Source organism: Nocardia sp. NPDC051463 (genome assembly GCF_040681975.1).
Lineage (GTDB): Bacteria > Actinomycetota > Actinomycetes > Mycobacteriales > Mycobacteriaceae > Nocardia.
Genome location: NZ_JBFBAB010000001.1, coordinates 1,142,614 through 1,162,960, shown reverse-complemented (window position 1 = coordinate 1,162,960; position 20,347 = coordinate 1,142,614). Strand labels below are relative to the sequence as shown.

The 20,347-nt window shown below is 67.1% G+C and carries 21 protein-coding genes; 10 read left to right on the top strand and 11 right to left on the bottom strand.

The features are described from left to right. The first annotated feature begins 43 nt into the window (after positions 1-43). Complete coding sequence (locus AB0M74_RS05315; RefSeq protein ID WP_364901817.1) at positions 44-784, top strand: SDR family oxidoreductase; 741 nt, start codon at positions 44-46, stop codon at positions 782-784. Here the strand turns inward: AB0M74_RS05315 and AB0M74_RS05310 are convergent, their stop codons facing one another. Then, positions 785-1,570 carry a helix-turn-helix transcriptional regulator gene (locus AB0M74_RS05310; protein WP_364901815.1) on the bottom strand — a complete coding sequence of 262 codons (786 nt, stop codon included), beginning with the start codon at positions 1,568-1,570 and terminating at the stop codon, positions 785-787. A 54-nt stretch (positions 1,571-1,624) separates the two neighbouring features. Here AB0M74_RS05310 and AB0M74_RS05305 point away from each other — a divergent pair, with 54 nt between their 5' ends. Then, entirely contained in the window at positions 1,625-2,200 is a 576-nt protein-coding gene (locus tag AB0M74_RS05305) for a class I SAM-dependent methyltransferase (protein WP_364901813.1), read from the top strand. 79 nt (positions 2,201-2,279) lie between these two features. Here the strand turns inward: AB0M74_RS05305 and AB0M74_RS05300 are convergent, their stop codons facing one another. Both AB0M74_RS05300 and AB0M74_RS05295 read right to left on the bottom strand, forming a co-directional pair. Next, the gene (locus tag AB0M74_RS05300; protein ID WP_364901812.1) at positions 2,280-2,834 is read right to left on the bottom strand and encodes an SWIM zinc finger family protein; all 555 of its coding nucleotides are present in this window, start codon (positions 2,832-2,834) and stop codon (positions 2,280-2,282) included. Further along, positions 2,834-4,654 carry a DEAD/DEAH box helicase gene (locus AB0M74_RS05295; RefSeq protein WP_364901810.1) on the bottom strand — a complete coding sequence of 607 codons (1,821 nt, stop codon included), beginning with the start codon at positions 4,652-4,654 and terminating at the stop codon, positions 2,834-2,836. The genes AB0M74_RS05300 and AB0M74_RS05295 overlap by 1 nt, the downstream gene beginning before the upstream one ends. A 118-nt stretch (positions 4,655-4,772) precedes the next feature. Between AB0M74_RS05295 and AB0M74_RS05290 the strand changes: the two genes are divergently transcribed. Beyond that, a complete protein-coding gene (locus AB0M74_RS05290; protein WP_364901808.1) occupies positions 4,773-5,546 on the top strand; it encodes a TetR/AcrR family transcriptional regulator C-terminal domain-containing protein in 774 nt (257 codons plus the stop codon). A 70-nt stretch (positions 5,547-5,616) separates the two neighbouring features. On the opposite strand, the gene AB0M74_RS05285 is transcribed toward AB0M74_RS05290, so the two are convergent. After that, entirely contained in the window at positions 5,617-5,811 is a 195-nt protein-coding gene (locus AB0M74_RS05285; protein ID WP_029903635.1) for a hypothetical protein, read from the bottom strand. Positions 5,812-6,045: 234 nt separating this feature from the next. Here AB0M74_RS05285 and AB0M74_RS05280 point away from each other — a divergent pair, with 234 nt between their 5' ends. Further along, positions 6,046-6,444, top strand: a complete 399-nt coding sequence (locus AB0M74_RS05280; RefSeq protein ID WP_364901806.1) for a DUF952 domain-containing protein — start codon at positions 6,046-6,048, stop codon at positions 6,442-6,444. On the opposite strand, the gene AB0M74_RS05275 is transcribed toward AB0M74_RS05280, so the two are convergent. Both AB0M74_RS05275 and AB0M74_RS05270 read right to left on the bottom strand, forming a co-directional pair. Beyond that, positions 6,445-7,092 carry a response regulator transcription factor gene (locus AB0M74_RS05275; protein WP_364901804.1) on the bottom strand — a complete coding sequence of 216 codons (648 nt, stop codon included), beginning with the start codon at positions 7,090-7,092 and terminating at the stop codon, positions 6,445-6,447. Continuing rightward, positions 7,089-8,294 carry a histidine kinase gene (locus AB0M74_RS05270; protein ID WP_364901803.1) on the bottom strand — a complete coding sequence of 402 codons (1,206 nt, stop codon included), beginning with the start codon at positions 8,292-8,294 and terminating at the stop codon, positions 7,089-7,091. The genes AB0M74_RS05275 and AB0M74_RS05270 overlap by 4 nt, the downstream gene beginning before the upstream one ends. 298 nt (positions 8,295-8,592) lie before the next feature. On the opposite strand from AB0M74_RS05270, the gene AB0M74_RS05265 reads away from it, so the two are divergent. Next, positions 8,593-9,075 (top strand): cation:proton antiporter regulatory subunit, encoded by a 483-nt coding sequence (locus AB0M74_RS05265; RefSeq protein ID WP_364901801.1) that lies wholly within the window; start codon positions 8,593-8,595, stop codon positions 9,073-9,075. A 4-nt stretch (positions 9,076-9,079) separates the two neighbouring features. Then, the gene (locus tag AB0M74_RS05260; RefSeq protein WP_364901799.1) at positions 9,080-10,261 is read left to right on the top strand and encodes a cation:proton antiporter; all 1,182 of its coding nucleotides are present in this window, start codon (positions 9,080-9,082) and stop codon (positions 10,259-10,261) included. On the opposite strand, the gene AB0M74_RS05255 is transcribed toward AB0M74_RS05260, so the two are convergent. Then, positions 10,262-11,023, bottom strand: a complete 762-nt coding sequence (locus AB0M74_RS05255) for a rhomboid-like protein (protein ID WP_364901797.1) — start codon at positions 11,021-11,023, stop codon at positions 10,262-10,264. It lies immediately after the preceding gene. Between the two features lie 175 nt (positions 11,024-11,198). On the opposite strand from AB0M74_RS05255, the gene eat reads away from it, so the two are divergent. The 3 genes from eat to eutC are packed head-to-tail and all read left to right on the top strand — an operon-like array spanning position 11,199 to position 14,991. After that, positions 11,199-12,620 carry an ethanolamine permease gene (gene eat, locus AB0M74_RS05250; protein WP_364901796.1) on the top strand — a complete coding sequence of 474 codons (1,422 nt, stop codon included), beginning with the start codon at positions 11,199-11,201 and terminating at the stop codon, positions 12,618-12,620. Beyond that, positions 12,617-14,029: an ethanolamine ammonia-lyase subunit EutB gene (locus AB0M74_RS05245; protein ID WP_364901794.1), complete on the top strand. Its 1,413-nt coding sequence runs from the start codon at positions 12,617-12,619 to the stop codon at positions 14,027-14,029. Before eat ends, AB0M74_RS05245 begins: the two co-directional genes overlap by 4 nt. Then, entirely contained in the window at positions 14,026-14,991 is a 966-nt protein-coding gene (eutC, locus tag AB0M74_RS05240) for an ethanolamine ammonia-lyase subunit EutC (RefSeq protein WP_364901792.1), read from the top strand. The genes AB0M74_RS05245 and eutC overlap by 4 nt, the downstream gene beginning before the upstream one ends. Here the strand turns inward: eutC and AB0M74_RS05235 are convergent. The 3 genes from AB0M74_RS05235 to ppgK all read right to left on the bottom strand — a co-directional run bounded on the left by AB0M74_RS05235 (position 14,966) and on the right by ppgK (position 18,371). Continuing rightward, complete coding sequence (locus tag AB0M74_RS05235; protein ID WP_364901790.1) at positions 14,966-15,832, bottom strand: MHYT domain-containing protein; 867 nt, start codon at positions 15,830-15,832, stop codon at positions 14,966-14,968. The genes eutC and AB0M74_RS05235 overlap by 26 nt on opposite strands. Positions 15,833-16,051: 219 nt before the next feature. Continuing rightward, complete coding sequence (locus AB0M74_RS05230) at positions 16,052-17,395, bottom strand: RNA polymerase sigma factor (RefSeq protein ID WP_364901788.1); 1,344 nt, start codon at positions 17,393-17,395, stop codon at positions 16,052-16,054. Positions 17,396-17,612: 217 nt separating this feature from the next. Then, a complete protein-coding gene (gene ppgK, locus AB0M74_RS05225) occupies positions 17,613-18,371 on the bottom strand; it encodes a polyphosphate--glucose phosphotransferase (protein ID WP_364901786.1) in 759 nt (252 codons plus the stop codon). A 170-nt stretch (positions 18,372-18,541) separates the two neighbouring features. Between ppgK and AB0M74_RS05220 the strand changes: the two genes are divergently transcribed. After that, positions 18,542-19,459: an inositol monophosphatase family protein gene (locus tag AB0M74_RS05220; protein ID WP_364901784.1), complete on the top strand. Its 918-nt coding sequence runs from the start codon at positions 18,542-18,544 to the stop codon at positions 19,457-19,459. 60 nt (positions 19,460-19,519) lie between these two features. On the opposite strand, the gene cei is transcribed toward AB0M74_RS05220, so the two are convergent. After that, positions 19,520-20,200 (bottom strand): envelope integrity protein Cei, encoded by a 681-nt coding sequence (gene cei / locus AB0M74_RS05215; RefSeq protein WP_364901782.1) that lies wholly within the window; start codon positions 20,198-20,200, stop codon positions 19,520-19,522. Positions 20,201-20,347: the final 147 nt, after the last annotated feature.

Here is a 20,347-nt window from a genome sequence, read left to right as displayed (position 1 = left end):
TGCTATTTATGTATTGATCGGCACAGAAATTGGAGGAGCGGCAATGTCGGATTTGACGGGCAAAGTGGCGCTGGTGACCGGTGGCAGCAGGGGGATCGGCGCCGCGATCGCGCGGCAGCTGGCCGCCGCCGGTGCGGATGTGGCAGTGACCTACCGGAGCGCCGATGTGCTGGCGAAGTCTGTGGTCGCCGAGATCGAGGCGCTCGGTCGCCGCGCCATCGCGATTCAGGCCGACAGCGCCGACGCCGCCGACGTCAAGGGCGCCGTCGACCGGACCGCCACCGAACTGGGCAGGCTCGATGTGCTGGTCAACAATGCGGGCATCTTCCCGGCCAAACCGTTCGAGGAGTTCACCGTGGCGGAGGTCGACCGCGCGCTCAATATCCACGCCCGCGCCGCTTTCGTGGGTGCACAGGCCGCAGTGGCGTATATGACCGACGGTGGTCGCATCATCAGCATCGGCACCAACTTGTCCGAGCACGCGCCGTTCGGTGGGCTTTCGCTGTACAACCTCAGCAAGTCTGCGCTGAACGGATTCACTAAAGCGCTTGCGCGCGAACTCGGTCCGCGCAACATCACGGTCAACCTGGTACAGCCGGGATCGACCGATACGGACATGAACCCGGCAGACGGCGACCATGCCGCACATCAGCGGGAGCTGTCCGCGCTCGGTCGCTTCGGCACCGCAGACGATATCGCCGCAACCGTCAGCTTCCTCGCCGGGGACACCGGCCGCAGCATCACCGGCGCGTTCTTCACCGTCGACGGCGGTACGAACTCCTGATCAACCTGCGAAGTAGCGCCCGGGCGATACGCCGACCGCGCGCCGGAATGCCGCGACATACGCACTCGGCGTGGAGTATCCGACCCGTCCGGCGATCCGCGCGATCGGCACGCCGGCGGCCAGCGGCGGCAGCGACGCGGCAAGCCGGATCTGAGTTCGCCACTGGCCGAAGCTCATTCCAGTTTCCGCGACGAACAGTCTGGCGAGCGTGCGCGGCGCGGCCGACACGTGGACAGCGAACTGGCCGAGGGTGCGACTGTCGGCCGGATCCCGGGTGAGCGCGTCGGATACCTGCCTGGCCCGTGGATCCGACGGCGGGTGCGCGCCGATCGGGATCACCTCGACCGGTTCGAGCAGATCGAAAACCACTGCCTCTGCGCGGCGACGTGGCGCGGAGGCAGTGTCGGGCGCGGTGAGATGGTCGAACAATTCGTGGAGGAGCCGGGTGACCCGCAGCATGGTCGGCGTGCGGAAGGAGACGGGGCACCGGTCCGGTTCCACGAAGATGCCGTGCATCATGGCCCCCTCGGAGGTCCCGGTCCGGTGCCGGGTGTTGCCGGGAATCCACAGCGCCCGGGTGGGTGGCAGCACCCAGTGGCCCTCGCCGATCTCGACCACGAGGACACCCCGTGCGGCCCAGGCGATCTGATGCTGCGGATGCTCGTGGGTGTCGAACCAGTGGCCTGCGGGCAGCGCGCCCGCACCGAAGACCATCGCGGTGTCGCCGGCAGTGGCCGGGAGCACCAGGGATCGGCCGAAGACCGAAGGTTGGCCGTTCTGCGACACAATGTGTCACCGTAGCCTGTCGTGGCCGTGCCCGTGTGCCCCTAGCGTGAGCTCATGGCGATGAATTACTTCCATCGAGTCCTTTGCCGGTCGGCGATGTGGGAGCGGGCCAGTGCGACGAAGATCGTTCCGTGGGCGCTGTCGGGTCTCGAACTCGGTTCCTCCGCACTCGAGATCGGCCCCGGCTACGGTGCGAACGTGCGCGCCCTGCTGGAGCGAACCGGCAGCCTCACCGGACTCGAGATCGACACCGCACTGGCCGATCGCCTGCGTGACCGGCACGGCGGCGCGATGACTGTGGTCGAGGGCGACGGCGCTGAAATGCCGCTGCCGGACCGCGACTTCGACGCCGTGGTCTGCTTCACCATGCTGCACCATGTCCCGACGGTCGGGCAGCAGGACGCACTGTTCGCCGAAGCGTTGCGAGTGCTGCGGCCGGACGGTGTGTTCGCGGGCAGCGATGGACTCGACACCCGAGTCTTCCGCCTGATGCACCTGGGCGACACCTGCCTGCCGGTACCTCCGCGCGATGCCGCCGAGCGCCTCGCCAGGGTGGGTTTCACCGATATCGAGATCGACACCGGCGCGGGCAGTTTCCGATTCCGTGCCCGTCGGCCCGGAACCCGATAACGATCCGCGCCGGGATTGCGCTGGTCTCCGGGCCGATACTTCGAACGAGCGCAATACCCCGGGTCGCGGCGGCAGTTCATCAGCTCGGGGGCGGTCCGAAATAGCCCGTGGGGTCCAGGGTGTTGATCGGCACCCAGCGCGGTGCTTCCACCGTGGTCGCTGCCGCATCCGGTGCCGGCCGGAAATAGCCCTGGAGTTCGAGGGCGAGGCGGGGGTTCTCGTCGACGCGACGCGCGATCTCGTAGAACATCGCCAAGACGTGCACGCAGCGGGCCGAACGGGCTGGGCACGAGCAGTCGGTACCCGCGAGCACGGGCGCCGTGGCGACGCTCGCTGTGACGAGTGCCCGATGCATGTCGTCGGTGAGGATGGTCGGATCGGTGATGATCTCGGCGATCGCGGTGACGGCGGCGCGAGGCAGCGGCGTTACCTCGACGTGGGTGATCGAGGCCTGACTGCCGCGGTGGATGGTTCCGCGGACGATGCGGCCCTCGACCGTGGCCTGGACACCGTCGTTGCGGGCGATGCTGCGGGCTCGGGGGAGCAGCGGTTCGGGGCGAATCTGGCGTATCGGCTCGGCAAGGCGTACCCAGTCCATGCCCCAGGCGGTGTAGCCGAATTCATTGTCCGCCATCAGTTCTCCCTCTTGCGGCGCAGGATCTCGACCAGCTGGTCGTCGTCGAGCTTTGCCAGTGTGGCGATGCCTGCCGAATCGCCGAGGTCCGACAGCGCGGACTTGCGGTCGTGCATCCCCGCGATGTGTTCCTCGACGGTGGTGCCCGAGGTGAGGGTGGTGATGGTGACGGTCCTGGTCTGACCGATCCGGTGCACCCGGTCGGAGGCCTGAGCCTCCACCGCCGGGTTCCACCACCGGTCGAAGTGGATGACGTCGGCGGCGCGGGTCAGCGTGAGGCCCGTGCCCGCCGCACGCAGGCTCAACACCAGCACCTGCGGTCCGTCCTCGGCCTGGAACCCGGAGACGATCGCGGCACGGTCCGACTGGTTCAGGCCGCCGTGGAACAACGGCGCGCGCACCCCGAACTGTTCGGCCAGGTGCCGTACCAGTAGCTCGCCGGTCTGCCGGTACTGGGTGAATATCAGTGTCGGATTACCGGTTTCGAGATTGTTGGCCACGATGTCGGTGCACAGGTCGAGCTTGCCGGAGCGACCTGCCAGCTCGCCGAGCTCGCCGGTGATCAGACCGGGGTGGTTGCAGACTTGTTTGAGTGCGGTCAGCGCGGCGAGCACCCGGCTCTGGCGCTGGGCGCCGTGGCCGAATCCGCCGTCGATCGCCCGAGTGAGCAACTGGTCGTAGAGGCTCGCTTGTTCCGAGGTGAGATCGCACAGCAGATCGCTGTGGATCTTTGCAGGCAGCGACGCGGCGACCTGAGCCTTTTTGCGCGCAAGCACCACCGGTTCGATCGCATCGCGCAGCCGTGCGGCCGCGGTGGCAGAGCCCTCGTGGATCGGCCGCACGAACCGGCGTCGGAACTGGGTGCGGTGTCCGAACAATCGCGGCGCGACCAGGTTCAGCAGGGCGAACAATTCCTCCAGATGATTCTCCACCGGGGTTCCGGTGAGCGCGACCCGCGCATCGGCGGTGAGTGCGCGCGCCGCCTTGGCGATCTGGGTGCGCGGATTCTTCAGTGCTTGCGCTTCGTCGAAAACCGCTGTCGCCCAGGTTCGGTCGTTCAGTGCGCCGCCGTGCAGGCGCAGCGTCGGGTATCCGATGATGATGACCTCGCCTGCCTCGGCGGCGAGGCTGCCACCACGCCACACGACCGGGCGTAGTTCCGGCGCGAACCGGGTGATCTCGTGCGCCCAGTTGCCGACCAAGGAGGTCGGACAGACCACCAGCTGCGGTCCTGCCGCGGCCCGGCCGAGCAGGAAGCCGATGGTCTGCACCGTCTTGCCGAGCCCCATTTCGTCGGCCAGCACCGCGCCACCGTGCGCGGCGACGGTCTCGTGCAGCCAGCCGACTCCACGTGCTTGATACGGCCGCAGATCGGCCTTCAGGGTGGAACGCAATTCCGCTGCGATGGCATGGGTTTCGCGCAGCACGCGCAGTGCGTGTTCGGCCGCGTAGATCGACGTGCCGACCGCGTCGGGGACGGCGTGTGCCGCAATCGGAAGCGGCGGTCCGATCGGCTGCGGCGGGTCGGCAGGCGAAGCGGCGTCCGGGTCGGACGACCTGTGCGTGGTGTTTCCCGCGGCGGCCGCAGGATCCGACTGCTCGCCGGTGTGGCGTAGGGCGGCCTGCCAGGCGTCGACCGACGGCCCTGCGCGCTCGATGGTCAGACCGAGCAGATCCTCGGGGGCGACGAGCGCGCAGTCGACGTCCGCGACCTCGAGGGTGTCGCGCGCACCGGTCGGTACCGCGAGCCGCATGGTCTCGTTGTCGCCCTTCGGTGCGCGTCCGACGGCATGCCCGGTCCAGGTCCACAGCGCGAACATGTGACGGTCGGGAAGGTATGTGGCCTGTGTGCTTGGCAGAGCGCACCCCTAGTTCGTCGTATGGTGTACGGAGTAACGTAACAACGTACACCGTACTGGATTTATCGAGAGGAGGCACGTGACCCACAGCACCACTTCCGACCAGGCGAAACAGCTGATAGGCCTGCTCTGGCGGCACGCCATGCCGCCGCAGCCCGGCGGTCGCGGACCCAAGCAGACAGTCAGCGTCGACGCGGTGGTCACCGCCGCGGTCGCTCTCGCCGACCGCGACGGCTACGAGAAGGTGTCTATCCGCACGGTCGCCGCCGAGCTCGGCCTCAAACCCATGAGCCTCTACACCTATGTCCCGAGCAAGGACGCCCTGGCGGTACTGATGGTCGACGCGGTGGCCGACGAGGACGCGCCGATCCCGGGCGCCGTGCCCGTGCGTGATCGAATGGCCGCCATCGCCACCCAGGTGCGTGCCGAGCTGATCAGCCATCCGTGGCTGCTCGAGGTGCCGCCGTGGCGGCTGGTGCTCGGCCCCGGGCGAATGCGGCGCTACGAACGCCAATTGGGTGCGATCGACGGGATCGGTCTCTCGGATGTGGCGATGGACAGGGTCATCGCCGTGCTGTCGGAATTCGCGACCGGAAACGCGCGCATGGCCATCGCCGCGACCCGCAGTACGGCCGAGCTCTCGGACGCGCAGTGGTGGGAGCAGCACGGTCCGCTGCTGACACAGGCGATGCCGGTGGCGCAGTTCCCGCTGTCCACCCGCGTCGGGGCGGCCGCGGGCGAGCACTATCAGGCGCCTGCGGATCCGGACGGCGCGTTCGCATTCGGCCTTGCCGCACTGCTGGACGGCATCCTCGACGAGTGTCGTGCAACGCCAACAGCGGGCGACATGTAGTCGCCCGCTGTTGGTATTCGCGATGTTCTGTTGTTCGATGCTGTTGTGTCGGGACGCGAAACTGGACGGGTTACAGGGCGGGAGCCGATTCCGTATCGATCACGGCTTCGAGCTCACGCAGTCGATCCATGTGTTCGTTCGCGTGGTGCTGGCAGAAGAGCAACTCGCCACCTGCGGGCAGTACGGCACGCACTCGTGCAGCCGCCCCGCAGCGGTCGCAACGATCGACCGCGGTCAGTGGGGTGCTTGTCAGGGTTCCTGGCATGACTCCTCCGTCCTGGCTCCCGGCACTACAGTCCGTTCACCTGGTGTGGGGCCCGTGGTCACTCCGCGGGCTCGCTACCGCTACTTCCCAGCAGGGGTATGACTACTCTGTCAGACGTTCGGGACGGGGGCTTTGTTCCCGGAAGTGATTCTGTGTGTTTTCTGTAACACGACCTGGGATTTCGCTAACGGCGAACACCACTGGTCACGTACGGAACCCCACTCGATCACGATCATGAACAGGCCTATCCAGTTGTCTACCGGGAGATTACCCGTGATCCACGACACTCACACTCTCGTTCACATTTGCACCTTGTCGGAATGGCTGACCACGCGCCAGACCGGCGAGCACCGACCGCCTTCGCTCGATGAGGTCGGGTTCATCCACCTGTCCGCGCCGCAGCAGGCGCACCTGCCAGCCAATCGACTGTTCGCGGGGCGCCGTGATCTGGTGTTGCTACGCATCGACCCGGCGCGGGTCGGCGCACCGGTGAAGTGGGAGCCGGGTGTGCCGAGCGATCCGGAGTCCATGCTCTTCCCGCATCTCTACGGTCCACTGCCGGCCGGCGCGGTCACCGCCGTGGTCGAGTACCTGCCCGGCCCCGACGGTACCTTCGCCCCGCTGGATCGCTGACTATCGATCCTTGGCTGCTCTGGCCAGGATCGCGGCCTGAACCCGGGACCGCACACCGAGTTTGGTGAGCACTCGCGAGACATGCGTTTTCACAGTCGTCTCGCCGATGAACAGCCGGGTGGCGATCTGTGCGTTGGTGAGCCCCTCGCCGAGACAGTCGAGCACCTCGCGTTCGCGTTCGGTGAGATCGGCGAAACCCGCAGGCGCGGGCTCGGTGTCCTCGAGGGTCGTCGAGGCGAAGGCGTTGATCACCGCCGCGGTCACCTCCGGCGCGAGCACACCGTCGCCCGCGGCCACCGCGCGCACGGAGTCCACCAGCGATTGCCCCGATGCGGATTTGAGCACAAACCCCGAGGCGCCGGCTCGCAACGTTCGGAAGACATACTCGTCGAGATCGAAGGTGGTCAGGATGAGCACCTTGGCCAGTGCGTCGGCGGTGATCCTGCCCGTGGCGGTGATGCCGTCGACTCCGGGCATCCGTACATCCATCAGCACCACGTCCGGGCGCAGCGCTTTCGCCTGTGCCACAGCGATATCCCCGTCCGCGGCCTCGCCGACCACTTCGATGTCCGCGGTGGCGTCGAGGATCATGCGCAGGCCCGCCCGGATTGCGCCGTGGTCGTCGGCGATCAGCACCCGAATCGTCACGACATCTCCTTGGTGGTCGAGATCGGTAGTCGGGCGAGCACTTCCCAGCCCTGGGTGGCCGGTCCCGCGGTGAAGCTGCCACCGAGTGCGGCGGCGCGCTCACGCATATTCGCCAGCCCGCGCCCAGCCTCCGGATCCTCGGGCTGCGGGCGCGTCGTCGATCCGACCTGATTGCGCACCAGCACCGCCACCGTCGCAGCCTCGACCGACACATCGATGTCGACCGCTCGTCCCGGTGCGTGTTTCATCGCGTTGGTGAGCGCTTCCTGGATGATCCGGTAGGCGGCCTGGTCGACCGCGCTCGGCAGTTCCACGCCGTCGATGTCCGTGGCCACCCGCACGGTGATGCCGGCCGCGTGTGCCGCGTCGATCAGGATCGGCAGCTGCGCCAGCCGCCGCGGCGCGGCCGGATCGTCCTCGGCGCCGTCGTCGCGGCGCAGCAGCCCGATCATGGTCCGCATCTCCTGCAATGCGCTGACGCTGTTGGACCGGATCGAGCCGACGATGCCGGTCACCGCGGCGTCGGCCGATTCCTGGCGGGACAAAACACCCAGGGCCGCTTCGGATTGGATGGCAATCGCCGAGAGGTGGCCCGCGATCACGTCGTGCAGGTCGCGTGCCATCGTCTTGCGCTCGTCGGCAATCGCGGCCCGCCGATCCAGCTCGGCGACCAGGGAAAGCGCTTGCGCGCGTGCGCGTTCGGCACCCGCGATCTCCCGGTGGTGGCGCACCGACAGTGCCCACCAGATCGAGGTGCCGATGAAAGCGACGGCTGCGGTGATCGCCAAAGCCATCACGCGCCAGTCTCCGGTGAGCACCAAGGTGAGCACCGCGGCCGCCGCTGACAGCACCGCGCCCGCCGCCACCACGAACCGGGACCGCGCGGGCGGTGCGTAGAGGACGGCGGCGTAGATCAAATCCGAATACATGATCCAGATCGGCACCGTCGCACCGAGCCACAGGTCGATGCCGAGCGGCACGAGCCCGAGGACCAGCGCCCACATCGGGGTCCTACGGCGCAGCAGCGACACCGCGCACATCAGCGCGAGCACCCCGAAACGCACCGTCAGCGACGGACCGACGCTGACGGAGGTCATCGGATACAGCCCCGCGAGGTACAGCGTCGCGCCGAAGGCGAACACGAAGAGGGCGATGAGCGCGTCCTGCGCCATCGCCGACAACGCCGACCACTGCCTCCTCACGTCCCCATCACAGCACACCGAGCCGCGTGCACAGGTCCACCGAAGTGATGAGCGGTCGTCGGTCCGACGACCGACGCCGACGCCACCCGACACGGGGGAGTCTCGGTGGGCGACATTGATACTCGCCCTGATCGAGCCACCGCTCGTCCGGATCGGCAACTTCCTGAGCAGGCACGCCGACAGCGCGACCGGTGGGGCACTGGCCCGGGATCGTGCTCGCGCGCGGTGCGATCGGCGGACTCGGCGGCAGTTGGCCTCATCTGACGGTGTGTCGTAGTCGAGCGCTAGGCTGGACAGCGTGAATGTCGATGTCACCGCTCTTCCGGGGATCGGGGTCCGTAAGGATTTCTCGGCGCGCTCAGGTCGCCGAATCGGTGTGGTCGACCACCGTGACGGCGGCATCGATCTCATCGTGTCCAAACTGGACGATCCCGATGCCTGCGCCGCGCAGATCCCGCTGACAGCCGACGAGGCCGCTGTCCTGGCGAATCTGCTCGGCGCACCTCAATTGGTCGCGAAGCTGCGTGAGGATCATCGGGATCTGCCGGGTATCACCACCAGGCAGCTGCCCATCGGCGAGGATTCGCCGTACGAGGGCCGTACTCTCGGCGAGACCGCAATGCGTACGCGGACCAAGACATCGATCGTCGCGGTGATGCGTGCGGGCCAGCTGCACCCCTCACCCGGCCCCGATTTCACCTTCGCCGTCGATGACCTGCTCGTGGTCGTCGGGACGCCCGACGGTCTGGACGCGGCCGCCAAAATTCTAACGCACGGGTGAGCCCGTGACGGACACCGCGCTCGCACTACTCGAGCTCGGAGCTGTCCTTTTCGTCCTTGGGATGCTGGGCAGAGTCGCAGGCCGCTTCGGTATGTCGCCGATCCCGCTCTACCTGTTGGGCGGGCTGGCGTTCGGCCAAGGCGGCTTCATCGAACTCAGTGCAGCGAACGAATTCGGCCATATCGCCAGCGAAATCGGCGTTGTTCTGCTGTTGCTTCTCCTCGGCCTCGAGTACACCGCGCCGGAGCTGGTGACCGGGTTGCGGCGCTCCTGGGCCGCGGGTCTGCTCGACATCGTCTTGAACGCGACCCCCGGCGCCGTGGTGGCACTCATGCTCGGCTGGGGGGTCAACGGCGCGATCACCATGGCGGGGGTCACCTACATCTCGTCCTCGGGGATCGTCGCCAAGGTGCTCAACGATCTCGGACGGCTCGGCAACCGGGAAACCCCGGTGATTCTGTCGATTCTGGTGTTCGAAGATCTCGCGATGGCGATGTATCTGCCGTTGCTCACCACGATTCTGGCGGGTCTGAGCTTCTTCAGCGGGTTGAAGGCATTGGCCATCGCGCTGGTCACAGTGACGGTGGTGCTCGTGGTGGCGCTGCGTTACGGCCGCATCGTGTCTGCGGTCGTCGACAGTTCCGATCGCGAGGTATTCCTGCTGAAGCTGCTGGGCGCCGCACTGCTGGTGGCAGGGGCGGCCTCCGCGTTGAACGTCTCCGCGGCGGTCGGCGCGTTCCTGCTCGGTATCGCGATCTCTGGTTCGACCGCGCACGAGGCGGCGAAACTGCTGGAACCGATTCGGGACCTGTTCGCGGCAATCTTCTTCGTGGCTTTCGGACTCGGTACCGATCCGCGGGCCGTCCCAGCTGTCCTCGGCTGGGCGATCGCGCTCGCGGTCATCACGGTGCTGACCAAGATCGCCACCGGGTGGTGGGCCGCCAGTAGGCAGGGCGTTCGAAGGATGGGTCGCGCACGGACGGGCGCGGCCCTGGTCGCGCACGGTGAATTCTCCATCGTCATCGCGGGATTGGCGGTCACCATGGGCGGGGTCGACGGCGAGCTCGCCGCGTTCGCCTCGGCGTACGTGCTACTGATGGCGGTGCTCGGCCCGATCGCGGCGCGCGTGGTCGAACCCGTTATCGGGCTGGTGAAGGGGCGCGTCGCGCCACCGGCTACCGCCTGATCACGCCTGCCGATCGACCTCGTCCGACCGGCTGCGCACTCGTTCCACCCGTCGCCAGAACATGCTCGCGACCGTGCCGACAAGTAGTCCGATCAGCGCCGCGCAGAGGTGACCGTAGTCGGTGAATGTCGGGCCGACGACCAAGGCGGCGGCGAGCGTGACAAGGATGAGGCCGATCCACGCCACCCGGACCTTGCCTCGGAAGCGGAACGCCATCGCGGCCAGCACTGCGGTGAATCCGTAGCTGGTGCCGACATCCGCGGCGACCGCGACTTTCGTCGGAATGATGCCGCGCGTAATGAGCCGGTCGATTGCGGTGACGGTCAGCAAGGTTGCCCCGATGTGCCCGGTCGCGAACAGCAGGATCCAGCGACCGGTGCCGAGCCAGCGTTCCGCGGCGGCCATCAGCAGCAGGAACTCGGCAATGGTCACCCACGGGAATTCGCCCTCGGTCCAGAACGCGGAGGCGACCAACACCTGAATCGGGTTGTGCTGCATGTTGTAGAGGTTGGTCGAGGCGGAGAAGATCAGCCTGCGCTCGACAGAGCCGCCGACGCCCCGCAGGGTCCACCAGGTCACGAAGAGGGTGAACGCATACGCGGTGCTCGCGGGTGCGGCGGAGAGGTGATGACGCACCGCGGAGGGAATCTGCCGTAGCAGGCCGGGGCGGCGTACCCAGGACCACGCGGCGCGCACCTCGGTGCCGAGATCGACGGTGTGTGTCCAGGGTGCCCGAGGCCGGGGCGAAGTGGGAGCAACCACGCTCTGCAGTGTGCCGTGCGCCACCCGGTGGTGTCTCCCGACCCACCCTCGGTGTGCCCGGCATCACCTGACCTGGGGGTGCACTCGTAACCTCCGGTCACCTCCGTGCAACATGCCCATCCAAGAATTGGGCCACCGACCAGGTGTGCCGGTGGATGAGGAGTGCGCAGCAAATATGACGATTGATCAGGGAAAGGTCGGCAGCCCGACCGGCGACGACTATCTGGCCAAGCGGACGCTGCGCTCCGGCTCGGCGGGGTGGGTGCTGCTTGCGGGGCTCGGGGTGAGCTACGTGATCTCCGGCGACTACTCCGGCTGGAACTTCGGGATCGCACAGGGCGGCTTCGGCGGCTTGCTCATTGCCACTGTCGTGATCGCGGGCATGTATCTGGCGGTGGTACTCGGCATGGCCGAGCTGTCGGCGGCCCTGCCGACCGCGGGCGGAGGCTATACCTTCGCCCGACGCGCGCTCGGCCCGTGGGGCGGCTTCGCCACCGGCACCGCGGTCCTGCTGGAATACGCGATCGCGCCCGCCGCCATCGCCACCTTCATCGGTGCCTACATCGAATCGTTGAATCTGTTCGGTATCACCGACGGCTGGTGGGTGTATCTGGCCGTGTACGCGCTGTTCATCGGCGTGCATCTGACAGGTGCGGGAGAGGCGCTCAAGGCAATGTTCGTCATCACCGCCATCGCACTGGTCGGACTCGTGGTGTTCGCGGTGTCGGCGTGGGGGCTCTTCGACGCGGGCAACCTGACCGATATTCCGGCCGATCCGAATGCCGCGGGCAGTTCGTCGTTCCTGCCATTCGGTGTGTTCGGTATCTGGGCTGCCATTCCGTTCGCGATCTGGTTCTTCCTGGCTGTCGAGGGTGTGCCGCTGGCCGCCGAGGAGGCGCGCGAGCCGGAGAAGAATGTGCCGAAGGGCATTATCATCAGCATGCTGGTGCTGATCGTCACCGGCGCCGCCGCGCTCGTCCTTGCCACCGGCGCCCTTGGTGCCCAGGCGATTTCGACCTCCGGCAACCCGCTCGTCGAGGCGCTCGGCGACGGATCGGCCGCCAAGTTGGTGAACTACATCGGGCTTGCGGGGCTGGTGGCCAGCTTCTTCTCCATCGTGTATGCCTACTCGCGCCAGACCTTCGCGCTGTCGCGGGCGGGCTACCTGCCGACCGGTCTGTCGGTCACCAATAATCGCAAGGCCCCTCTGCTCGCGCTGATCGTGCCGGGCGCCATCGGCTTCGCGCTGTCGCTGACCGGCGAGGGTGCGATGCTGCTGAACATGGCCGTCTTCGGCGCGGCGGTGAGTTACGTCCTGATGATGGTCAGTCACATCGTGTTGCGGGTCCGCGAGCCGAACATGCCACGGCCCTACCGCACCCCGGGCGGCATCGTCACTACCGCGTTCGCGCTCGTGATCGCCTGCGCCGCCGTGATCGCTACGTTCCTCGTCGATCCGGTGGCCGCATCGTGGACGCTCGCCGCATTCGTTGCTTTTCTGCTCTATTTCGCCCTCTACAGCCGCCACCGGCTGGTGGCGAACTCGCCGGACGAGGAGTTCGCCATGCTGGCCCGCGCGGAAGAGGAACTCGAATGACGCGCTACACCCAGCAACTCGGCGTCACCACCTATGTGTTCGACGGACTGGTCGAACTGCTCGCAAAGGCCACCCCGTTGCGCAGCGGCGACGAGCTCGCGGGCTGTGCGGCCGGGTCCGATGCCGAGCGTGCCGCCGCCCAGTGGGCGCTCGCCGAGGTGCCGCTGCGGGAGTTCCTGAACGATCCTGTAGTGCCGTACGAGTCCGACGAGGTCACTCGACTCATTATCGACACCCATGACCGCACCGCCTTCCAGCCGATTTCGCATCTCACCGTCGGCGGTCTGCGGGACTGGCTGCTCGAGGTCGCGGCGGGCGCAGGCGCGGCGGTAACCCTGGCAGCCGTCGCGGCGGGCCTGACCCCGGAGATGGCCGCAGCGGTCAGCAAGATCATGCGCAACCAGGATCTGATCGCGGTGGCACGCGCCGTCGAGGTGACCGCGGGTTTCCGCACCACCATCGGCCTGCCTGGGCGGTTGGGCACGCGGTTGCAGCCCAACCATCCCACCGATGATCCCCGCGGCATCGCCGCCGCCGTGCTCGACGGGCTGTTGCTGGGCTGTGGTGACGCGGTGATCGGCATCAATCCCGCCACCGATTCCCCGCAGGCGACCGCCGATCTGCTGCATCTGCTCGACGAGGTGCGTACGCGCTTCGATATTCCGACCCAATCCTGTGTGCTGTCGCATGTGACAACCACGCTCGGGCTGATCGAGGCCGGTGCGCCGGTGGATCTGGTGTTCCAATCGATCGCGGGCACCGAGGGCGCGAATGCGGGCTTCGGGGTGAATATCTCGCTGCTGCGCGAGGCGAACGAGGCCGGCCGCGCGCTCGGCCGCGGCACGGTCGGCGACAACGTGATGTACCTGGAGACCGGGCAGGGATCTGCGCTGTCGGCGGGTGCGCACCTGGGCACCGGTGGCATGCCCGTCGATCAGCAGACGCTGGAGACCAGGGCCTATGCGGTGGCACGCGACCTGGACCCGCTCCTGGTCAACACGGTTGTCGGCTTCATCGGCCCGGAATACCTCTATGACGGCAAACAGATCATCAGGGCGGGCCTGGAGGACCATTTCTGCGGCAAACTGCTCGGCCTGCCTATGGGCGTCGACGTCTGCTACACCAACCACGCCGAGGCCGACCAGGACGACATGGACACGCTGCTCACCCTGCTGGGTGCGGCGGGCTGCGCCTTCGTCATCGCGGTGCCCGGCGCAGACGACGTGATGCTCGGCTATCAGAGTCTGAGCTTCCATGACGCGCTGTATGCCCGGCGCGTACTCGGGCTGCGGCCCGCACCGGAGTTCGAGGCGTGGTTGGACGGACTCGGGATGATCGATGCCACCGGTCGCGTGCTGCCCGTCGCGCCGCTCGCCTCGCCGCTGCGCGCCTTGGCGGTGGCACGATGAGCGGCGACAGCTCGGCCGCCGACGTCGTTGTGCTGTCGGAGTTCGCTGCCCGCACCGGGACGGCGGGCCATCGGCAGAGCACGACAGTCGAAGGGCAGCCCGCAAACGCCGTGCCGGATGCCGATCGACCGGTAGCGGGCAGTGTGGCGTCGTCGGCTATCGGATCGGACTACGCTGCGGAGCAACGATTCTGGCAAGAACTGCGGCGCACCACCCAGGCCAGGATCGGACTCGGCCGGACCGGTGACGCCCTCCCGACGGGACGAGTGCTGGAATTTCGTGCTGCACATGCGGCGGCTCGCGATGCGGTGCACATGCCACTGGACGTGGCCGAATTGGCCGAGCAGCTCACGGCGCTGGGATTGGGGGACATCGCGCACGTGCACAGCCGGGCCCGTGACCGCGCCGAGTATCTGCGCAGGCCCGATCTGGGGCGAGTGCCCGCGACCACATCGGCAGGCGAACCTGCCATGTCACAGGTGCCGCGCAGCGGGGCAGAGGTCGGATTCATACTGGCGGACGGGCTTTCGCCGCGTGCGCTGACCGATCACGGCCCTGCCATGGTCGCCGCCCTCGTCAAGGAACTCGCGCCGCGGTATTCGATCGCGGCCCCGGTGATCGCCACGCAGGCGCGGGTCGCCCTCGGCGACCACATAGCCGAATCCATGGGTGTGGCAACGGTTGTCGTTTTGATCGGCGAGCGGCCGGGCTTGTCGGTGGCCGACAGCCTCGGCATCTACCTGACCCACCAGCCGCGGCCGGGCCGGACCGATGCCGATCGCAACTGCATTTCCAACATCCACCCGCCGGCGGGGTTGGGTTATGCCCAGGCGGCAAAGGTGTTGGCGGGCTTGGTTTCCGGCGCTCGAATGCTCGGCAGGTCGGGCGTCGACCTGAAGGACGCCTCGCGCACCGATGCGGTCGGCCCGGGGGAATTCACTTCGGTCGAGGCCGGTCGCTGATCTCGATGGTCGGCCAGTAGGCCGTTGCCGGCTCCAGCGGCTCGGGCTGCGCGATCGAAACCCTCCGCGCGGCAGCACTTTCCGTGCGCGCATTACTCAGCTTCAGCGGCGGCAGTTCGATACTGCGATCGATGTCGGTGAGGCTGACGCTGATGAGCAGCAGCATGCTGACCACGCTGATCACCACGATCACCGGGGCGATCAGCTCCATCGCACCGGTGCCCGACGGCGGCATCGCATGGTCGTTGCGGTGCGCGTGCATCGACGCCATCCCGGTGTAGTGCATGCCGCATACCGCGATGCCCATGATCAGTGCCGCGGCGACGGTGGCGAGAAAACCTGTGACGCGCAACGTGAACCAGAGCGCGACGGTCGCGGCGACGACGGCGATCACCATCGACAGCACAACCAGCGTCGAGTCGTAGGCGATGTCCGCGTCGGACTTCATCGCATACATCCCGGTGTAGTGCATCGCGCCGACGCCGATGCCGGTGAAGGTTCCGCCTGTCAGCAGGCCGAGCACTGTCGGCTGCGGCCTGATCACGATGACCAGCCCGATGCCGACCACCGCCATCGCGGTCACCGCGCTCACCAGGGTGAGCGGGACGTCGTAGCGAATCTCGGTACCGCGGATCGAAAAGCCGAGCATCGCAATGAAATGCATGACCCAGATGCCGGTGCCACCGATGGAGATCGCGGCCGCGACGATCCAGCCGCCGCGGCTTTCTCCGGTGCGTGCCCTTGCGGCGCACTGCAATCCGAGCAGGCATCCGGTGACAGACATGGTGTAGGCCAGAAGTGGGGTGAGCAACCCGTAGCTGAAATGATGAATGTCTAGCACGTAACGCCCCCTGTACCGGAGTAAGAACATCCGGCTATTGAAACGACAGCGGGTCAGACGATACGGCAGCACTGCGTGGCTCGAGTCGTGAAAATTCAATCCGCAGAAGTGGTTTCGGTCACTTCACGGTTTGGTTGAAACCGAAATTGGTTAGCGGTCGAATAACGAAACAAGCCCGTATCCGCTGAGCGGATACGGGCCTGTCGGAACCGTTTCGATCTAGTCGAGGTAGTCCCGCAGCACCTGAGAGCGGCTGGGGTGGCGCAGCTTGCTCATGGTCTTCGACTCGATCTGCCGGATGCGCTCACGGGTAACTCCGTACACCTGACCGATCTCGTCGAGTGTGCGCGGCTGGCCGTCGGTGAGACCGAAGCGCAGCCGGACCACGCCCGCCTCGCGCTCCGACAACGTCTCCAGCACCGACTGCAGCTGATCCTGCAGCAGTGTGAAGCTCACCGCGTCGACAGCGACAACGGCTTCGGAATCCTCGATGAAGTCACCGAGCTGGCTGTCACCCTCGTCACCGATGGTCTGGTCCAGCGAGATGGGCTCACGCGCGTACTGCTGGATCTCCAGCACCTTCTCCGGCGTGATATCCATTTCCTTGGCCAGCTCCTCCGGAGTGGGCTCACGGCCCAGATCCTGGAGCAGCTCGCGCTGGATACGGCCGAGCTTGTTGATGACCTCGACCATGTGCACCGGGATACGGATGGTGCGAGCCTGGTCGGCCATGGCGCGGGTGATGGCCTGCCGGATCCACCAGGTGGCGTACGTGGAGAACTTGTAGCCCTTGGTGTAGTCGAACTTCTCCACTGCGCGGATCAGACCGAGGTTGCCCTCCTGGATCAGATCCAGGAACGCCATGCCGCGACCGGTGTAGCGCTTGGCCAGCGAGACGACCAAGCGCAGGTTGGCTTCCAGTAGGTGGTTCTTGGCGCGGTTGCCGTCGCGCACGATCCAGGTGTAGTCGCGGCGCATGGCGACCGGCAGCTTCTCACCCTGCTCGGCGAACTCGCGCACCTTCTCCGCCGCGTAGAGGCCGGCCTCGATCCGCTTGGCGAGCTCGACCTCCTCCTCGGCGTTGAGCAGCGCGACCTTGCCGATCTGCTTGAGGTAGGCACGCACCGAGTCGGCCGAGGCGGTGAGCTCGGCATCCTTGCGGGCTTGCCGCAGTGCCTCGGATTCCTCCTCGTCCCAGACGAAATCGCCGGAAGCCTTGTCGGCTGCCGTCGGCTCGGCCTCGGCTTCGTCGACCTCCTCGGCGGGGTCGTCGACAACCTCCTCTTCGACGAGGTCGTCCTCGGACACCTCCAGATCGCCGAGGTCCTCGAGATCGAGCGACTCCTCGTCGAGGTTTTCCTCGCCGGGCTCGCCGTCGGCCTTCTTGCTCGCGGCTTTCTTCGCGGGCGCCTTGGCCGCGGCCTTCTTGGCCGGAGCCTTCTTGGCTGCGGCCTTCTTCGCCGGGGCCTTCTTCGCAGCAGCCTTGCGGACCGGCCGTGCTTCGGTTACATCTGCGGAGTCGGCCTCGGCCGAGTCGGCGGTCTGACGGGTCGTGGCTACCACGTACGCCCTTTCGTGACGGTCTCGTGCGGCGTCACGCCAGAGTGGTGTTCCGGCGGAGCGGTCTGTCGGGTTTCACCGGCGGAGTGCCGGGCTGGGGGTTTCCGGCTCGCGGCCGGAGTACTTTCCATTGTAACGATCGAACCAGGGTACTCATGGCCACCTGCCGCATTGGCGGTTCCTCGCACCCTCGGCTCGGCGCGCAAAACACCGCGTCGCATCACGGCGCGATGCCCGCGTCGATGGCCATCGCGGCACCCACGATGCCCGCGGTATTGCGCAGATCCGCGGGAATCACCGGAGTTCGGTTGGTCAGCAAAGGAATCCACTGGTCCGCATCGCGGCTGATGCCGCCACCTGCGACGATCACCTTCGGCCAGAAAAGATTCTCCAGCCCGCTCAGCACCGCGCTGACCTCCGCCGCCCACTGCTCGTAGGACAGCCCGTCACGGTCCTTGATCGAGGCGGCGGCCCGATGCTCGGCCTCCATGCCCCCGATCTCGAGATGACCCAATTCGCTGTTGGGCACCAGCGTGCCGTGGAAGATCAGCGCCGAGCCGATGCCGGTGCCGAAGGTCAGCAGCAGCACCAAGCCGGCGAAATCCTTTGCCGCGCCATAACGGTCTTCGGCCAGGCCGGCCGCGTCCGCGTCGTTGAGCACGGTGACTTCCCGGCCGCCGAGTACGTCGGAGAACAGCGCCCGGGCGTCGGTGCCGATCCAGGCCTTGTCGACATTGGCCGCGGTGCGTGCGACGCCGTCGAGCACCACACACGGCAGCGTGACGCCGACCGGACCGTCCCAGTCCGCCTGAGCGACGACCTTGGCCACCGTGTCGGCGACCGCCTGCGGTGTCGACGGATGCGGTGTCGCGATCTTGATCCGCTCATGGACGAGCGCACCGGTGGCCAGATCAACCGCAGCGCCCTTGACGCCGCTGCCACCGATGTCGATACCGAATGCGTGCCCCCGAGCGGACATGACGATTCCCTCGTTCCCTGTGCTGGCCGGTGTGATGATGACGCCGCAGCACAGTCCCCGCCACGGCCGCAAGGCACGCGAATGAGCTTGTGCCCGACGACGGCGCTGTGTCGTGCACGACAAGAGTAATGGCGTGCGCTGCTGCGCGTTCCGCGAGGATCTGTGATGCGATGGAGGCCGTGCCGAAAACCATGTCGCCAGCCACTGTTGCAGCCCCTTCGACGCCCTCTGGCGACGACGCCGAGTTGCGCCGGATCGCCGTCCATCTCGCGCAGACCGCGGCCGCACACGTCCGTGCGCGCCGTCCCGAGGTCTTCGGTCCGGACGGCGCACGCGTCGCGGGTGACGTGCAGACGAAGGGACATCCCACCGACCCGGTGACCGTCGTGGACACCGAGACCGAGGAACTGATCCGTGGGCTGCTCGCCGAGTTGCGTCCCGGTGACCCGATCCTCGGTGAGGAAGGCGGCGGCAGCCTGACCGGCGGCGCCGAGGACACGATCTACTGGGTGGTCGACCCGATCGACGGCACCGTCAACTTTCTGTACGGCATTCCGGGCTACGCGGTCTCGGTCGCCGCGGTTCGTGGCGGACGGCCCGTCGCCGGCGCGGTTGTCGATGTCGCGCGGGAATCGACCTACAGCGCCGGGCTCGGCCTCGGCGCGGTGCGTGAGGACGCCGACGGCACCGTCGAACAATTGCGCTGCACGCCGGTCGAGTCGTTGTCGCTGGCATTGGTAGCCACCGGATTCGCCTACGGCACGCACCGGCGCGGCAGGCAGGCCGCCATGCTCGCCGAGGTGCTGCCGGATATTCGGGACATTCGGCGGTTCGGTGCGGCGGCCCTCGATTTATGCCTCGTCGCGTCCGGCCGTGTCGACGCCTACTACGAGCACGGGCTCAATGCGTGGGACTGGGCGGCCGGGGCCCTGATCGCCGCGGAGGCGGGCGCGCGGCTCGTCCTGCCACCGGCTATCAACCCCGGCTCGGCAGGCGATCTGGTGGTCGCCGCGGCACCGGGAATCGCCGACGAGGTGATCGAGCTGCTCGATCGGGTCGGTGCTACCGACCCGATCCCGGATGTCTAGTGGACCCGGTGCGGCAGGCTGGGCGCTGAACGATTCAGCGCCCAGTCAGGGACACGAGGTTCAGCAACGGCTCTTCCGCGCGGCCGCCAGCAGCGTGCCGTCGATCGACGGAGACCCACCCGGCGCTGGATTCTTCAGCGAACGCAGCACCTCCTCGGCATCGGTACTCGGCCGCAGTGACTCACCGAACACCGACCCGAGCACCAGATCCACGGTCTCGTCGCCGCGCTGATCCTCGATCAGCTCGGCACACGGCGCGACCAGCTGCACGGAGGCGGCGGCCGGGCGGCCGTTCACCCCGAAGCGGATCTGGCCGGTGCATTCAAGGTCACCGTTGACGTATGTCTGATCGTTACCGAATTGCTGCCCGGGCGGACTGGCAAAGCCGAGATCGCCGAGCGCCGTAGCGATGTGCGAGGCCTGCCCGCTCTTGTTGTTGGCGTTGAGCACCCGGACCTTCGACGAGGCCAGCGGCGCCGGATCGACGTCCTGGAGCCGCGACGATCCGACCCGCTGCCCTAACGGCGCAGGTGGCGGCGCTTTCGCGTCAGTTGCGGGGCTCGGAGAGTTGCACGACATGGCCGTGCCGCTGTCGTCCTCGGTCGTCAGAGCTCTGACCCACACAACTGTGCAGATCAGCACCAACACGCCGACCAGGATGAGCCATGGCTGATTGCGCCGTCGGAGGAAGGGTTGACCCCGTTGATCCGTTGCGCTGCCTTCGGTGATCAGTGAAACCACGAGCACACTGTACGAAATTGTCTCGGTGACGGTGCGCAAGGTCTCGGCGAGTTCGACGAACGGTGTCGATTCATCGTCGGTTTCGACTCGTCTGTGTTTTGATTGCGACTTTTGCCGCGTGGTCCGCTATTGTCTGGCGGCCCAGAT

Bases quoted from the DNA above. Each gene is read 5' to 3' on its own strand.
- AB0M74_RS05315 (WP_364901817.1), top strand. From the start codon at position 44: ATGTCGGATTTGACGGGCAAAGTGGCGCTGGTGACCGGTGGCAGCAGG.
- AB0M74_RS05305 (WP_364901813.1), top strand. From the start codon at position 1,625: ATGGCGATGAATTACTTCCATCGAGTCCTTTGCCGGTCGGCGATGTGG.
- AB0M74_RS05300 (WP_364901812.1), bottom strand. From the start codon at position 2,834: ATGGCGGACAATGAATTCGGCTACACCGCCTGGGGCATGGACTGGGTA.
- AB0M74_RS05295 (WP_364901810.1), bottom strand. From the start codon at position 4,654: ATGTTCGCGCTGTGGACCTGGACCGGGCATGCCGTCGGACGCGCACCG.
- AB0M74_RS05285 (WP_029903635.1), bottom strand. From the start codon at position 5,811: ATGCCAGGAACCCTGACAAGCACCCCACTGACCGCGGTCGATCGTTGC.
- AB0M74_RS05280 (WP_364901806.1), top strand. From the start codon at position 6,046: ATGAACAGGCCTATCCAGTTGTCTACCGGGAGATTACCCGTGATCCAC.
- eat (WP_364901796.1), top strand. From the start codon at position 11,199: ATGACGATTGATCAGGGAAAGGTCGGCAGCCCGACCGGCGACGACTAT.
- AB0M74_RS05245 (WP_364901794.1), top strand. From the start codon at position 12,617: ATGACGCGCTACACCCAGCAACTCGGCGTCACCACCTATGTGTTCGAC.
- eutC (WP_364901792.1), top strand. From the start codon at position 14,026: ATGAGCGGCGACAGCTCGGCCGCCGACGTCGTTGTGCTGTCGGAGTTC.
- ppgK (WP_364901786.1), bottom strand. From the start codon at position 18,371: ATGTCCGCTCGGGGGCACGCATTCGGTATCGACATCGGTGGCAGCGGC.
- AB0M74_RS05220 (WP_364901784.1), top strand. From the start codon at position 18,542: ATGGAGGCCGTGCCGAAAACCATGTCGCCAGCCACTGTTGCAGCCCCT.